Annotated in this window: 15 protein-coding genes; 12 read left to right on the forward strand and 3 right to left on the reverse strand. The window is 66.8% G+C overall.

The annotated features are described in order from the left end of the window. The first annotated feature begins 64 nt into the window (after positions 1-64). Genes NS355_RS13965 through NS355_RS13985 form a run of 5 tightly spaced genes read left to right on the forward strand, consistent with a single transcriptional unit; the run spans position 65 to position 3,427 of the window. Positions 65-940 carry a F0F1 ATP synthase subunit gamma gene (locus tag NS355_RS13965; protein ID WP_058746264.1) on the forward strand — a complete coding sequence of 292 codons (876 nt, stop codon included), beginning with the start codon at positions 65-67 and terminating at the stop codon, positions 938-940. Continuing rightward, the gene (locus NS355_RS13970) at positions 940-1,536 is read left to right on the forward strand and encodes a hypothetical protein (protein WP_058746265.1); all 597 of its coding nucleotides are present in this window, start codon (positions 940-942) and stop codon (positions 1,534-1,536) included. The genes NS355_RS13965 and NS355_RS13970 overlap by 1 nt, the downstream gene beginning before the upstream one ends. Beyond that, positions 1,520-2,992, forward strand: coding sequence for a F0F1 ATP synthase subunit beta (gene atpD, locus NS355_RS13975; protein WP_056431330.1), 1,473 nt, complete (start codon positions 1,520-1,522; stop codon positions 2,990-2,992). Before NS355_RS13970 ends, atpD begins: the two co-directional genes overlap by 17 nt. Further along, positions 2,992-3,174, forward strand: a complete 183-nt coding sequence (locus NS355_RS13980; RefSeq protein ID WP_058746266.1) for a hypothetical protein — start codon at positions 2,992-2,994, stop codon at positions 3,172-3,174. The genes atpD and NS355_RS13980 overlap by 1 nt, the downstream gene beginning before the upstream one ends. Before the next feature lies 1 nt (position 3,175). Next, on the forward strand, positions 3,176-3,427 hold the full coding sequence (locus NS355_RS13985; protein ID WP_058746267.1) for an ATP synthase F1 subunit epsilon: 252 nt from the start codon (positions 3,176-3,178) through the stop codon (positions 3,425-3,427). Between the two features lie 317 nt (positions 3,428-3,744). On the opposite strand, the gene NS355_RS13990 is transcribed toward NS355_RS13985, so the two are convergent. From NS355_RS13990 to NS355_RS14000, 3 genes are all read right to left on the reverse strand, one after another. Then, positions 3,745-5,916, reverse strand: coding sequence for a primosomal protein N' (locus NS355_RS13990; protein ID WP_058746268.1), 2,172 nt, complete (start codon positions 5,914-5,916; stop codon positions 3,745-3,747). A 63-nt stretch (positions 5,917-5,979) separates the two neighbouring features. Then, positions 5,980-6,228 (reverse strand): DUF333 domain-containing protein, encoded by a 249-nt coding sequence (locus tag NS355_RS13995; protein ID WP_058746269.1) that lies wholly within the window; start codon positions 6,226-6,228, stop codon positions 5,980-5,982. 79 nt (positions 6,229-6,307) lie between these two features. Beyond that, positions 6,308-7,768, reverse strand: coding sequence for a sensor domain-containing diguanylate cyclase (locus NS355_RS14000; RefSeq protein ID WP_058746277.1), 1,461 nt, complete (start codon positions 7,766-7,768; stop codon positions 6,308-6,310). A 360-nt stretch (positions 7,769-8,128) separates the two neighbouring features. On the opposite strand from NS355_RS14000, the gene NS355_RS14005 reads away from it, so the two are divergent. The 7 genes from NS355_RS14005 to rplQ all read left to right on the forward strand — a co-directional run bounded on the left by NS355_RS14005 (position 8,129) and on the right by rplQ (position 13,434). Beyond that, positions 8,129-8,821, forward strand: a complete 693-nt coding sequence (locus NS355_RS14005) for a response regulator transcription factor (protein ID WP_056431327.1) — start codon at positions 8,129-8,131, stop codon at positions 8,819-8,821. After that, positions 8,818-10,173 carry a sensor histidine kinase gene (locus tag NS355_RS14010; protein ID WP_058746270.1) on the forward strand — a complete coding sequence of 452 codons (1,356 nt, stop codon included), beginning with the start codon at positions 8,818-8,820 and terminating at the stop codon, positions 10,171-10,173. Before NS355_RS14005 ends, NS355_RS14010 begins: the two co-directional genes overlap by 4 nt. Positions 10,174-10,340: 167 nt before the next feature. Further along, complete coding sequence (locus NS355_RS14015) at positions 10,341-10,589, forward strand: hypothetical protein (protein ID WP_058746271.1); 249 nt, start codon at positions 10,341-10,343, stop codon at positions 10,587-10,589. Positions 10,590-10,747: 158 nt separating this feature from the next. Beyond that, entirely contained in the window at positions 10,748-11,116 is a 369-nt protein-coding gene (rpsM, locus tag NS355_RS14020) for a 30S ribosomal protein S13 (RefSeq protein WP_042486395.1), read from the forward strand. 106 nt (positions 11,117-11,222) lie between these two features. Next, positions 11,223-11,612 carry a 30S ribosomal protein S11 gene (gene rpsK / locus NS355_RS14025; RefSeq protein ID WP_042486392.1) on the forward strand — a complete coding sequence of 130 codons (390 nt, stop codon included), beginning with the start codon at positions 11,223-11,225 and terminating at the stop codon, positions 11,610-11,612. 88 nt (positions 11,613-11,700) lie between these two features. After that, positions 11,701-12,765 carry a DNA-directed RNA polymerase subunit alpha gene (locus NS355_RS14030; RefSeq protein ID WP_056430549.1) on the forward strand — a complete coding sequence of 355 codons (1,065 nt, stop codon included), beginning with the start codon at positions 11,701-11,703 and terminating at the stop codon, positions 12,763-12,765. A gap of 246 nt (positions 12,766-13,011) precedes the next feature. Next, positions 13,012-13,434, forward strand: coding sequence for a 50S ribosomal protein L17 (gene rplQ, locus NS355_RS14035; protein WP_056430546.1), 423 nt, complete (start codon positions 13,012-13,014; stop codon positions 13,432-13,434). Positions 13,435-13,540: the final 106 nt, after the last annotated feature.

Raw genomic sequence — 13,540 nt, forward strand, 5'->3', positions numbered from 1 at the left:
CGCCCGTGGCAACCCCTCACCCCGGCCCTCTCCCCCGAGGGGAGAGGGAGGCAGAAGGACGAAGATGGCGAGCCTCAAGGCCCTCAAGATCCGGATCAACTCGGTCAAGTCGACCCAGAAGATCACCAAGGCGATGAAGATGGTCGCCGCCGCCAAGCTGCGCCGGGCGCAGGATGCGGCGCAGAACGGCCGTCCCTATGCCGAGCGTCTCGAAGCGGTGATGGCCGGTATGGCCGCGCGCGTCGGTGGCGTCGGTGCGTCGCCGCTGCTGGCGGGCACCGGCAAGGACGATGTCCAGCTGCTGGTCGTCGCCACCTCGGAGCGTGGTCTGGCGGGTGCGTTCAACACCAACATCGTCCGCGCCGCGCGCCGCAAGGCCGAAGAGCTGACCGCGCAGGGCAAGACGGTGAAGTTCTACCTGGCGGGCAAGAAGGGGCGCGTGCTGAAGCGCTTCTTCCCGAACGCGATCCTCGCCGATCACGACATGAGCGCGATCAAGGCGCCCAAGTTCGACGACGCCCGCACGATCGCCGACGACCTGATCGCGCGGTTCGAGCGTGGCGAATTCGACGTGGCGCATCTGTTCTACTCGAAGTTTGTCTCGGCGCTGGTGCAGGACCCCGTCTCGCAGCAGCTGATCCCCGTGCCGATGCCCGCCCCGACCAAGGGCGAGACCTCGGTCGAGGCGGTCGCCGAGTTCGAGCCGAGCGAGGAGGACATCCTCGACGCGCTGCTGCCGCGCAACGTCGCGGTGCAGATCTTCCGTGCGCTGCTGGAAAACCAGGCCGGTTTCTACGGGTCGCAGATGAACGCGATGGACAATGCCACGCGCAACGCGGGCGACATGATCCGCCGTCTGTCGATCCAGTACAACCGCACGCGTCAGGCGGCGATCACGACCGAACTGGTCGAGATCATCTCGGGCGCCGAGGCACTCTGATGCGTCTGGCGCTCCTTCTAGGCCTGACGGTCGCTCTGGCCGGATGCGGCCAGGCGTCCGATCAGTCGAAGGACGCCCCCAAGGCTTCGCCGAGCCCGTTCGTGACGGGCGGCTGGGCGACCGTGTTCGGCGATGCGTCGGAGACGGTCAGCCTGCTCGACCGGATGGGCTTTCGCATGAGCGGTTACGCGCCCGTCGAGGGTGTGTACCGCGCCAGCGGGCAGACGACGCCGCTGGCCGATCCGTCGGTGACGCCGGTCAACATGGGCAACCTGATCGTCGAGGGCGACGCGAAGCGGCTGAACGAAATCCGCTTCTCGCTCGACCTCGTCAATCTCGACACCAGCCCGTTCGCCAAGACGCAGTTCATCCGCTGGGTGACCAAGCCGATGGATCAGCTGGGTCTGGACGGCAAGGATGCGGTCACGACCGCGATCCAGAATGAAAGCGCCACCACCGGCCACCTGACCGGCGCCGATTACCGTGTTACCCGTGACAAGATCGACGGTGGCCGCCGTCTGGTCGTAACCTTTACCCGCCCCGTAGCTATGTCGGGCCAGCAGAACCAAGGAAGCAAAGATGGCAACCGCCGCTGAGGACATCCGGCCGACCACGGCCACCAACAATGTCGGCACGATCGCCCAGGTCATCGGCGCGGTCGTCGACGTTCACTTCCCCGATCACCTGCCCGCGATCCTGTCGGCGCTGGAGACGGACAATAACGGCACCCGTCTGGTGCTCGAAGTCGCGCAGCATCTGGGCGAGAACACCGTCCGCACGATCGCGATGGACACGACCGAGGGCCTGACCCGCGGCCAGACCGTGACCGACACCGGCGCGCAGATCCGCGTGCCCGTCGGCCCGGCGACGCTCGGCCGCATCCTGAACGTCGTCGGCGAGCCGATCGACGAACGCGGTCCGGTCGCCACCGACCTGCGCGCGCCGATCCACGCCAAGGCGCCGGAATTCATCGAGCAGTCGACCGAGAGCGCGATCCTGGTCACCGGCATCAAGGTCATCGACCTGCTGGCTCCTTACGCGAAGGGCGGCAAGATCGGCCTGTTCGGCGGCGCGGGCGTCGGTAAGACGGTTCTCATTCAGGAACTGATCAACAACATCGCCAAGGGCCATGGCGGCACCTCGGTGTTCGCGGGTGTCGGTGAGCGGACCCGTGAGGGCAACGACCTGTATCACGAATTCCTCGACGCGGGCGTGATCGCCAAGGACGCCGAGGGCAACGCGATCAGCGAGGGCTCGAAGGTCGCGCTGGTTTATGGCCAGATGAACGAGCCGCCGGGCGCCCGCGCGCGCGTCGCGCTGTCGGGTCTGACCATCGCGGAATATTTCCGCGACCAGGAAGGCCAGGACGTGCTGTTCTTCGTCGACAACATCTTCCGCTTCACCCAGGCGGGCGCGGAAGTGTCGGCGCTGCTGGGCCGTATTCCCTCGGCCGTGGGTTATCAGCCGACCCTGTCGACCGACATGGGTGCGCTGCAGGAGCGCATCACCTCGACCAACAAGGGTTCGATCACCTCGGTGCAGGCCGTGTACGTGCCCGCCGACGACTTGACCGACCCGGCGCCGGCCACCTCGTTCGCCCACCTCGACGCGACGACCGTGCTCAACCGCGCCATCTCGGAGCTGGGCATCTACCCGGCCGTCGACCCGCTCGACTCGACCAGCCGCGTGCTGGAGCCGCGCATCGTCGGTCAGGAGCATTACGAGACGGCCCGTGCGGTCCAGTCGCTGCTCCAGCGCTACAAGGCGCTGCAGGATATCATCGCGATCCTGGGCATGGACGAGCTGTCGGAAGAGGACAAGCTGACCGTCCAGCGCGCCCGCAAGATCCAGCGCTTCCTGTCGCAGCCCTTCCACGTCGCGGAAGTCTTCACCGGCATCTCGGGCAAGTTCGTCCAGATCGAAGACACGATCCGTTCGTTCAAGGCGGTGGTCGACGGCGAATATGACCATCTGCCGGAAGCGGCCTTCTACATGGTCGGCGGCATCGACGAAGCCGTCGCCAAGGCCGAGAAGCTGGCGCAGGAAGCCTGATGTCCGCGCCGCGCCGCGAGGACGCGGTCAACAATGTCTGTCCCTGGTCGGGTAAGCCGATCAGCGACGACGGGTTGACGGTCTATCGCGGCGCGGTGGTCGGCTTCTGCAATCCTGGTTGCCGGGACAAGTTCGACGCGGCCATCGCCGCGTTCGACCGCGCGATTGAAACGAGACCCTGACATGCTGCACTTCGAACTCGTGACCCCCGAAAAGCTCCTCCGCTCGGAGGAGGTGCATATGGTGGTCGTCCCCGGCACCGAGGGCGATTTCGGCGTGCTGGAGGGCCATGCGCCCTTCATGTCGACGATCCGCGACGGCGCGATCCAGGTGTACCGCACCGAAAAGGGCGAGCCGGAATCGATCCAGATCCGTGGCGGTTTCGCCGAGGTGGGGCCGAAGGGCCTGACCGTGCTGGCGGAGCACGCTGGGTAAGGTTTTTTCCTTACCTGGGTTTTCAAACGGTCGTGGCGAAAGCTGCGGCCGTTTTTGTTTGTTGGGTTAGCGTGGGGTGTGGCCTTCGACTTCGCTCAGGCTGAACGGCGGTAGGGATAAGCCAGCTCTCCACGCTACGTTCAGCCTGAGCGAAGTCGAAGGCCAAGGGAAGCCCGTGCCACAAACGGTAAGCCCCTCCCGCAGGCGGGAGGGGTTTGGGGAGGGCCAGGAGTCTCACCGAGACCATCGCCCGCGGCTTTTCCCTCCCCCATCCCCTCCCGCCTGCGGGAGGGGCGTGTTTGGGGCGATCGGCGCGTTTACAAAAAGCTATACGGGTCCACATCCACGGCGACGCGCACCTTCGCGGACCATTCCAGCCCGCCCAACCATTCCCGAATCACGTCCTGTACGGCCAGCGCACGCCGGGCGTGGACCAGCAACCGGAATCGATGCCGCCCGCGCAGCATCGCCAGCGGTGCGGGCGCAGGACCGAAGACGTGCATCCCGTCCACCTTGGGCGCGGCGCGGGCGATGGCATTGGCGGTGGACTGGGCCGCACCCTGATCCTCCGACGACACGATGATCGCGGCATAGCGACCGAAGGGCGGGGCATCCGCATCGCGGCGCGCCTCGGTCTCGGCCGTATAGAAGGCCTCCGCATCGCCCGTCACCAGCGCCTGCATCACCTGGGCCTTGGGGCTGTGCGTCTGGATGAAGACATGGCCCGGCTTGGCCCCGCGTCCCGCACGGCCCGACACCTGCCGGATCTGCTGGAAGGTCCGCTCCGCCGCGCGCAGGTCGCCGCCGTCCAGCCCGAGGTCGGCGTCGATCACCCCGACCAGCGTCAGGTTGGGAAAGTGATAGCCCTTGGTGATCAGCTGCGTGCCGACGACGATGTCGATATCGCCCGCCTCCATCCGCCCGACGAACTCCGCCGCCTTGGCGGGGGACCAGATGGTGTCGGAGGTGACGACGGCGATCTTGGCTTCGGGAAAAAGCGCGGTCGCCTCGTCGGCGATCCGCTCGACACCGGGGCCGCAGGCGACCAGCGTGTCCTCGCCGTCGCATTCGGGGCAGGCGCGCGGCGTGGGCAGGACATGGCCGCAATGATGGCAGGCCAGCCGACGGACCAGCCGGTGCTCGACCATCCAGGCGGTGCAGTTGGGGCACTGAAACCGATGCCCGCAGGTCCGGCACAGGGTCAGCGGCGCATAGCCGCGCCGGTTGAGGTAGAGCAGCGACTGTTCGCGCTTCTCCAGCACCTCCTTCATCGCGGCGACCAGCTTGGGCGCGATCCAGCGGCCGCGCTCGAGCGGGTTCTGGATCAGGTCGATCGCCTCGATGGTCGGCATCTGGGCGGGACCGAAGCGGCCGGGCAGCTTGACCTCGGTATAGCGGCCCAGCGTCACTTGCTGCCGCGTCTCGATCGCGGGGGTGGCGGAGGCGAGGATGACCGGGCACGGCTCGAACTTGCCGCGCATCACCGCGACGTCGCGGGCATGGTAGTGGACGCCGTCTTCCTGCTTGAAGCTGGTCTCATGCGCCTCGTCGACGACGATCAGGCCGAGATTACGGTAAGGCAGGAACAAGGCCGAGCGCGCCCCGACCGTCACCAGCCCCTGGCCGCTGGCGATGGCGCGCCAGGCGCGGCGTCGCTGCGACGAGCGCAGCCCCGAATGCCACGCCACCGGCTCGCAGCCGAAGCGGTCGTGGAAGCGCTTCAGGAACGGCTCGGTCAACGCGATCTCGGGGAGCAGGACGAGCACCTGCCGTCCTTCGGCGATCGCCTGTGCCACCGCCTCGAAATACACTTCGGTCTTGCCCGATCCGGTCACGCCGTCGAGCAGCACCGGCTGGAAACTGTGCGAAGTCACGCCCGCGACCAATATGTCCGCCGCCGCGCGCTGATCCTCGGACAGCTCGGGGCGGTGATGGTTCGGGTCTGGCAGGGGGAAGGGACTGTCGATATCGACCTCGACACCTTCGATCGCGCCATTCTTCACGAGTCCCCGGATCACCGCGTCGGAGACATCGGCCATCGTCGCCAGTTCGCGAATCAGGCCCTGCCGGTCGCCGATCCGCTCCAGCGCCTGCGCCCGCTGCGGGGTCAGGCGCTCGGGGACATGGCCAGTCACGCGATATTCGGTGACGGTCCGCGCGCCCTCCAGCGCGGAGGTGGAGGACAGCGCCATGCGCACGACGGCGGCAGGGGGCGCGAGATAATAGTCTGCCGTCCACTCGATCAGCCGCCGCAGCGCATCGGGCAAGGGCGGCGCATCCGCGACGCCCAGCAGCGGGCGCAGGCGGTTGTCGCCGACCTCGGCATCGGACGGCATCCGCTCCGGCTCCCACACCACGCCGAGCAGCTGGCGCGGACCGAGCGGCGCGACGACGATCGACCCCGGTTCGACCGTCAGGCCATGTGGCACGCGATAGTCGAGGGGGCCGAGCGCGGAGTTCAGGACAAGGACGCGGGCGCGCGAAGACATGGGCCCGCTATATGGGGCGGTATGGCCCGGAGGGAAGGGCCGGTGCTCGCACGCGCGGAGGCGTCAGCGGAACGGATTGTTCCTGGGCGCGGGCTTCTTGCCGTTGAACATGTGGAGCAGCGTCCATTCCTCGACGATCTTCTTGCCCGGCAGATAGCACAGGCCGATTGTCCCGCCATCGGCCAGCGTGGCCGAAACGGATCGGCCGCCCATCTTGCCGCAGAAGGTGGAGGCGGGGTTGGCGATGGTCGCGGCGGTGGCGGGCATGGCGGCGACAGCGAAACCGATGGCAAGAAACGCGGCCTTCTTCATGATCACGATCTCCCTTGTTCGAGGGGTGGCGTGATAGGACGGCTCGCCTGAATACAGGATGACGGCCGAGCGTCGCCCTTTAACCGGCCCGCCGCCGGTCGCCGCGTCGCCGTTCGCCCACCCGGTCGCGTTTGGCGCCGTAGAGGCGGCTGTCGGCATGGTGCATGAAATCGCGGTTGGTTCGGCAATCCTCGGGGCGCAGCGTCACCGCGACGGTGCCCGCACAGCTCATGGTCAGCTTGTCGATGGTGATCGTGATGGTCAGCAATCCCTCGATCCGTGCGCGCAGGGCATCGATATCGGCCAGCAGCGCGGGGTCGCGGACGATCAGCCCAAACTCGTCGCCGCCCAGCCGCGCGACGAAGCTGCCGTCCAGCCAGTCGGAACGCAGGCGCTGGCCGACGATGCGCAGCACCTCGTCCCCTGCCGGATGGCCCAACGTGTCGTTGATCAGCTTGAAGCCGTCCAGATCGATCAGGACCAGCGCCAGCGGTTCGCCCGTGCCGAGGGACTCCGTGATCGCCGCCTCCAGCGTGCGGTCGAAGGCGGCGCGGTTGGCGAGCAGGGTCAGCGCATCGGTGTCGGCATTGCGGCGCAGCTGGGTTTCCAACGCGTGGCGCTCGGTCACGTCCTGGAACATGCCGACCAGCCCATGCGGCACGCCGTCCAGCATCTCGCGTTCGCCCATCACGCGCACCCGTCGCTTGCGGCCCAGGGCGGTGACGAAGTCCAGCTCGATATCGAACGGTTCGCCGCCGCGCACCGTCTGCGCCATCGTCTTGCGCAGCACCTCGCGCGCGGCGGGCGGATAATAGGAGAGGCCCTGGTCGATCGTGAAGGGCTGGCCTGCGGGCAGTTCGTGGATGCGGTACACGCCCTCGGACCACATGGCCTGACCATCGGCCAGGATGATCCGCCACGATCCGATCATCGCAAGCCGCTCGACCTGACGGACGGTGCGGTCTTTAGCGCGCAGATCGGCGGCCTGCCGCTCGCTGAGTTCGGCCATGGCGTTGGCACGCCGGGCGATGGCGCGCGCGGCGATCAGCGCCTCGGCCAGCCGCGCCAGATGCCGCAGCGTCTGTTCCCCGGCCGGGCTCAGCGACCGGGGCGCGGCGTCCATGACGCAGAGCGAGCCGATCGCCTGGGGCGCGCCGTCCAGATCGGGTACGCGGATCGGCATTCCGGCATAGAAACGCGTCCCCGCCTCGCCGGTCACGAACGGATTGAGCGCGAAACGCGGATCGCGGCTGAGGTCGGGGACGATCGTCACGTCGCTCGAAAGGATGGTATGATCGCAAAAGGCGACGTTGCGCGGCATTTGCCGTGGCAGGTCGCCGATCGCCGACTTGACCCAGAAGCGGTCCCGGTCCGCCAGGGTCAGCGCCGCCACCGGGCAGCCGAGCATCTCGGCGGCCAGCGAGACGAGCGCATCGAACTCCGCCTCCGGTTCGCTGTCGAGCAGCGCATGCGCCTGGAGCGTGGCCAGGCGGCGTTCCTCGTCGAACGGCGCGGGGATGGCAAGGGGTGCTTCCATCATGATGTGCGAACCATAACCCAAAGAGTTTTCAAAACCTTAAAAATGGACGGAAGCATAAGAATTTATTCGGCTTTTTGTGCGATCGAAATTACAGAACACGACCGGCCGAACCGGGGATGGGATGGATGACGCATTTGTCACATTGTGGTCACCCCGGGGTATCCCGCCGGACTGTAGCCCTTTGCCCCACGGAGTTCGAAGAGCTCGGCACCCGACACTCCCGGGGGTGCCGTCGCGGCCGGCGGGAAGAGCGCTTCCCGCCGGTCTTTCCTTGGCGGCAGCAGCGGTGAGCCGGGATCGAGCGACCCCGAAATGCCGCCGCAATGATGAATGTCGCCCAATGAGGGAGCAGACGAGCCGATGAGCCGCAAAATCCTGATCGTCGAAGATGACGCCTCGACCGCCGCCTATGTCGCCAAGGGGCTGGCCGAAGCGGGTTATGCCGTCGAGCAATGCGGGGACGGCCGCGACGGCCTGTTCCTGGCCAGCGAGGGCATATTCGACCTCATCATCGCCGACCGGATGCTGCCGCGCCTGGACGGGCTGGCGATGGTCAGCGCGATCCGCGCCGCGGGTATCTCGACGCCGGTGCTCGTGCTCTCGGCGCTCGCCACCGTCGACGACCGGGTCGACGGGCTGAAGGCGGGGGCGGACGATTATCTGTGCAAGCCCTTCTCCTTCGCCGAGCTGTCCGCTCGGATCGAGGCGCTGGTCCGCCGGTCCGACCGCGCCGCGTCCGAGCCGACCCGGACGAAGCTGAGCGTCGGCGATCTGGAGATCGACCTGCTGGCGCGCACCGTGACGCGGGCGGGCAAGATCATCCCGGTCGGCGCGCGCGAGTTCAACCTCCTGGAGTTCCTGGCGCGCCATGCGGGCCAGGTCGTCACCCGCACGATGATGCTGGAGAAGATCTGGAACTATCATTTCGACCCAGGCTCGAACGTGGTGGACGTCCATATCGGACGCCTGCGTCGCAAGCTGGAGGAAGGGTTCGGCAGCCCGATCCTGCATACCGTGCGCGGCGCGGGCTATAGGCTGGCCGTCGAAGGGTGAAGCCCCGGCTGACGATCTCGGCGCGGATCGCGCTGCTGTCGATCATCCTTGCGCTGGTGTCCAATCTGGCGCTGGTCGGCTTCATCTGGAAACAGACCAGCGCGGATGCGGTGGCGGCGCTCCATCGCGAGATCGTCGAACAGGCCGATGCCCTGCGCGCCGTGTGGCGGACCGGGGCGCTGCCGGCGCTGGCCGATGCCATCAAGGAAGCGCGCGAGCCGGGCGACGTATCGCTGGTGCTGGCCATCTTCGATCCGCAGGGGCATCGGATCGCGGGCTATGCCCCGCGCCATCTGGCCGTGCCGCTGGCCGACACGCCGTTCCGCATCGCGGTGCTGGGTCGGGACGGCGTGTGGAACGCACGGGAGGCGGGCTATACGCTCCATCCCATCGGCAAGGACTGGCTGCTCGTCGGGCGTCCGCTCGACCTGATCGAGGCGCAGCAGGTGGCGATCGAGCGTGCCCTGGCGCTGGCGGTGTTCCTGTCGCTGATGCTGGGGGTGGGGACCGGGCTGGTGCTGGCGCGCTATGTCGCGGGGCGGCTCAATACCATCGTCGCGGTGGTCGATGCGGCGGGTGAGGGCGACCTGACCCGCCGCGTCCGACTGGTGCGCGACGGTCGCGACGGCGGCGATGCCTTTGACCGGCTCGCCGAGCGACTGAATGCGATGCTGGGCAAGATCGAGCAGCTGATGGCCGAGTTGCGTGTCGTCACCGACAGCCTGGCGCACGACCTGCGGTCCCCGCTCGCCCGGCTGCGCACCAAGACCGAGCAGGCGGTGCTGATCGCCGACCCGACCCAGCGCGAGGCGGCGTTGGGCGGCCTGCTGGTCGAGACCGATCTCATCATGCGCATGCTGACCATGGTGATCGAGATCAGCCGGTCCGAGTCGGTGACGCGTGACCGCTTCACCCTGGCCTCGCCGGTCGAACTGGTCGAGGAGATCGGCGAACTCTATGCTCCGGTCGCCGAGGAAGCTGGCTTGCGCTTCCTGATCGAAGTGGAGGCGCGCCCCGCGCCGTTGCCCTTGCACCGCGAACTCATGAGTCAGGCGCTGTCCAACCTGATCGACAACGCCCTGAAGCACGGCGCATCGGGTGGTGAAGTGACGCTGCGGCTGCGGGACGGGGCGGAGGGAATCATCTTCCAGGTCGAGGATCATGGCCCCGGCATCGCCGAGGCGGACCGTGCGCAGGCGCTGAAGCGCTTCGGCCGCCTCGACACTGCCCGTACGACGCCGGGCGCGGGGCTGGGCATGGCGCTGATCGAGGCGGTGGCGCGGCTGCATGGCGGGCGATTCGATCTGGCCGACAATGCGCCGGGCCTCGTGGCGCGGCTGGTGATTCCGTAAATTCTCCCCGGAACGGGGAGGGGGACCATGCAAAGCATGGTGGAGGGGGCGTTCCGCAAGGGATGCCCCATGAGGAAGCCCCCCTCCGACAGGCTGCGCCTGCCACCTCCCCGTGCCGGGGAGGATCGGACTTGCCCCGTCGCCTCAGCGCTTTACACCGCCGCACCATGGACACGCTTTCCCTCTTCGGCCTGCTCGCCGTTTCCTTCACCCTGGTCTGCTATGCGATGGAATCGGGGTCGCACTGGTGGACGCTGGGCTTCTGCCTGGGGTGCATCGCGGGGTCGGCCTATGGCTTTCTGCAGGGGGCCTGGCCGTTCGGCGTCGTCGAGATCATATGGGCGATCGTGTCCTTCCGCCGCTGGCTGATGCTCAAGCGGCTGCAATCGGCGAAGTTTGCGGAACCGATCGCTTGACAGAGTGTTGCGCGGGGCCTAACTGACCGTCCTTCCAACACCCCCGGTTGAACGACGCGCGCGATACGTGCGTCGCCATTCCGCGTGGCGGAACCATCGCGTTGAGATGGAGCATGTGCGGCCATGCCATGCTTCGTGGAGCTAGGAGAACAAGTTTCATGGCACGTATTGCGGGTGTTAACCTCCCGACCAACAAGCGCGTATTGATCGCGCTGACCTATATCCACGGCATCGGTCCGGCCAAGGCGAAGCAGATCACTGCCAAGCTGAACATCGCCGCTGATCGTCGCGTCCAGGACCTGTCGGACCAGGAAGTGCTGCAGATCCGTGAGACCATCGACGCCGATCACACGGTGGAAGGCGATCTGCGTCGCGAAACCGCGATGAACATCAAGCGCCTGATGGACCTGGCCTGCTATCGCGGCCTGCGTCACCGCAAGGGCCTGCCGGTCCGCGGCCAGCGCACGCACACCAATGCGCGCACCCGTAAGGGCAAGGCGAAGCCGATCGCGGGCAAGAAGAAGTAAGAATTTCGCCTGGGAGGCGAAATTCACTTCTTCTCCGCCGGAGGGCGGCGCGAGGCAGGCTGCTTCCCGCTCTCCGCATCAGAGATACAGGTCAGGATAGAATTCAATGGCACGTGAACCGCAGCGCATTCGCCGTCGCGAGCGCAAGAACATCACCGCCGGCGTCGCGCATGTGAACGCCAGCTTCAACAACACCATGATCACCATCACCGATGCCCAGGGCAACGCCATTTCGTGGTCGTCGGCCGGCATGATGGGCTTCAAGGGCTCGCGCAAGTCGACCCCGTATGCGGCGCAGGTCGCAGCGGAAGACGCGGGCAAGAAGGCCGCCGAGCACGGCGTCCGGACCCTGGAAGTCGAAGTGAAGGGTCCGGGTTCGGGCCGCGAGTCGGCGCTGCGCGCGCTGCAGGCGGTCGGTTTCCAGATCTCCTCGATCCGCGACGTCACCTCGATCCCGCACAACGGCGTGCGGCCTTCCAAGCGTCGCCGCGTCTGATGCTTCCCATGGCCGGCTGACGAGTCGGCCATGCCTCTCTCCATGGCTGGAACCGTCCCCGTTCCGGCCCACAACTCAGGGGAACCACGTGTCTGTCAACGCAAAGAACTGGCAGGAACTGAAGAAGCCCAACGCGCTCGAGAAAAAGGGTGGCGATGGCAAGCGGAAGGCGACGTTCGTTGCCGAACCGCTGGAGCGTGGCTTCGGCCTGACGCTGGGCAACGCGCTTCGCCGCGTGCTCCTGTCGTCGCTCCAGGGCGCGGCGGTGACCTCGATCAAGATCGAGAACGTGCTGCACGAGTTCTCGTCGCTCGCCGGTGTGCGTGAAGACGTCACCGACATCGTCCTGAACGTCAAGCAGCTCGCGATCCGCATGCAGGGCGAAGGCCCCAAGCGTCTCCAGCTCTCGGCGACCGGTCCCGCCACCGTCAAGGCCGGCGACATCGCCGTGTCGGGCGACATCGAGGTCATGAACAAGGACCTGGTGATCTGCCATCTCGACGAAGGCGCGACGTTCAACATGGAACTGACCGCCGACATCGGTAAGGGCTATGTCCCCGCCGCGTCGAACCGTCCGGCCGATGCGCCGATCGGTCTGATCCCCGTCGATGCGCTCTACTCGCCGGTCCGTCAGGTGTCGTACAAGGTCGATCCGACCCGCGTCGGCCAGGATCTGGACTATGACAAGCTGACGCTCTCGATCGAGACCGACGGCACCGTCACCCCGGAAGACGCCGTGGCCTATGCCGCGCGTATCCTCCAGGACCAGCTGGCGCTGTTCGTGCACTTCGACGACTCGGCGCTCACCCGCGCGGCCCCCGTGGGCCAGGCGGCGATCCCCGCCGCCGGTGGCGAGCCGCAGAGCGACGCGCAGCAGATCAACCGTTACCTTCTCAAGAAGGTCGACGAGCTGGAACTGTCGGTGCGTTCGGCGAACTGCCTCAAGAACGACAACATCATCTATATCGGCGATCTGGTCGGCAAGACCGAAGCCGAGATGCTGCGCACCCCGAATTTCGGCCGCAAGTCGCTGAACGAAATCAAGGAAGTGCTGTCGTCCATGGGTCTGCGCCTGGGCATGGAAATCCCCGGCTGGCCGCCCGAGAATATCGAGGAAATGGCCAAGAAGCTGGAACAGGAGATCATGGGCTGAGCCGCTCGCGGATAGCTACGCTATCCGCGAGACGGCGCAAGCCCGGCCGGCGGGTCGCCCACGGGCGACCCGTTCGACGTCAGGATCGCGGCTTTGCCGTGATCGGGTCCGGCCACTCCAGCAGCTTTGCTGACCCGCTCCCCGGTGAAAGCCGGAGAGCCATAAGACAGGCGAAGGTGACGGCCTTGACGGTCACCGGCTCTGGGGTTCCGTGACACGGCCCCTTAACGAACGAAGGAACTACCCATGCGTCATCGCGTCGGCGGCCGTAAGCTGCAGCGTACCTCGGCTCATCGTACCGCGCTTTTCCGCAACATGTCGGCCGCGCTCATCAAGCACGAGCAGATCACCACCACCGTCGCCAAGGCGAAGGAACTGCGTCCCTACGTCGAAAAGCTGGTGACCCTGGCGAAGAAGGGCGGTCTCTCGAACCGTCGTCTGGCCCATGCCCGCCTGCTCGACGACGCGCAGCTGGTGAAGCTGTTCGACGTTCTGGCGTCGCGCTATGCCGATCGTAACGGCGGCTATACCCGCATCATCAAGGCCGGCATCCGCGCGTCGGACGCCTCGCCGATGGCGATCATCGAGTTCGTCGATCGCGACGTCTCGGCGAAGGGCCAGGATTCGGGTCCGGTCATGAACGAGGAAGATTTCGACGAAGCCGCGTAATCTACGCGCTTCTCGAAGACCTTCGAGGAAGGGCCGCTCCAGCGATGGGGCGGCCCTTTTTCGTTGCCCCATTCCCTCATTCTTCACTCCCCCTCCCGCAGGCGGG

The organism is Sphingomonas yabuuchiae, assembly GCF_001477495.1.
Lineage (GTDB): Bacteria > Pseudomonadota > Alphaproteobacteria > Sphingomonadales > Sphingomonadaceae > Sphingomonas > Sphingomonas yabuuchiae_A.

What these genes read in the sequence shown, in the direction of transcription:
- NS355_RS13965 (WP_058746264.1), top strand. Translation starts at nt 65, where the DNA reads ATGGCGAGCCTCAAGGCCCTCAAGATCCGGATCAACTCGGTCAAGTCG.
- NS355_RS13970 (WP_058746265.1), top strand. Translation starts at nt 940, where the DNA reads ATGCGTCTGGCGCTCCTTCTAGGCCTGACGGTCGCTCTGGCCGGATGC.
- atpD (WP_056431330.1), top strand. Translation starts at nt 1,520, where the DNA reads ATGGCAACCGCCGCTGAGGACATCCGGCCGACCACGGCCACCAACAAT.
- NS355_RS13980 (WP_058746266.1), top strand. Translation starts at nt 2,992, where the DNA reads ATGTCCGCGCCGCGCCGCGAGGACGCGGTCAACAATGTCTGTCCCTGG.
- NS355_RS13985 (WP_058746267.1), top strand. Translation starts at nt 3,176, where the DNA reads ATGCTGCACTTCGAACTCGTGACCCCCGAAAAGCTCCTCCGCTCGGAG.
- NS355_RS13990 (WP_058746268.1), bottom strand. Translation starts at nt 5,916, where the DNA reads ATGTCTTCGCGCGCCCGCGTCCTTGTCCTGAACTCCGCGCTCGGCCCC.
- NS355_RS13995 (WP_058746269.1), bottom strand. Translation starts at nt 6,228, where the DNA reads ATGAAGAAGGCCGCGTTTCTTGCCATCGGTTTCGCTGTCGCCGCCATG.
- NS355_RS14000 (WP_058746277.1), bottom strand. Translation starts at nt 7,768, where the DNA reads ATGATGGAAGCACCCCTTGCCATCCCCGCGCCGTTCGACGAGGAACGC.
- NS355_RS14005 (WP_056431327.1), top strand. Translation starts at nt 8,129, where the DNA reads ATGAGCCGCAAAATCCTGATCGTCGAAGATGACGCCTCGACCGCCGCC.
- NS355_RS14015 (WP_058746271.1), top strand. Translation starts at nt 10,341, where the DNA reads ATGGACACGCTTTCCCTCTTCGGCCTGCTCGCCGTTTCCTTCACCCTG.
- rpsM (WP_042486395.1), top strand. Translation starts at nt 10,748, where the DNA reads ATGGCACGTATTGCGGGTGTTAACCTCCCGACCAACAAGCGCGTATTG.
- rpsK (WP_042486392.1), top strand. Translation starts at nt 11,223, where the DNA reads ATGGCACGTGAACCGCAGCGCATTCGCCGTCGCGAGCGCAAGAACATC.
- rplQ (WP_056430546.1), top strand. Translation starts at nt 13,012, where the DNA reads ATGCGTCATCGCGTCGGCGGCCGTAAGCTGCAGCGTACCTCGGCTCAT.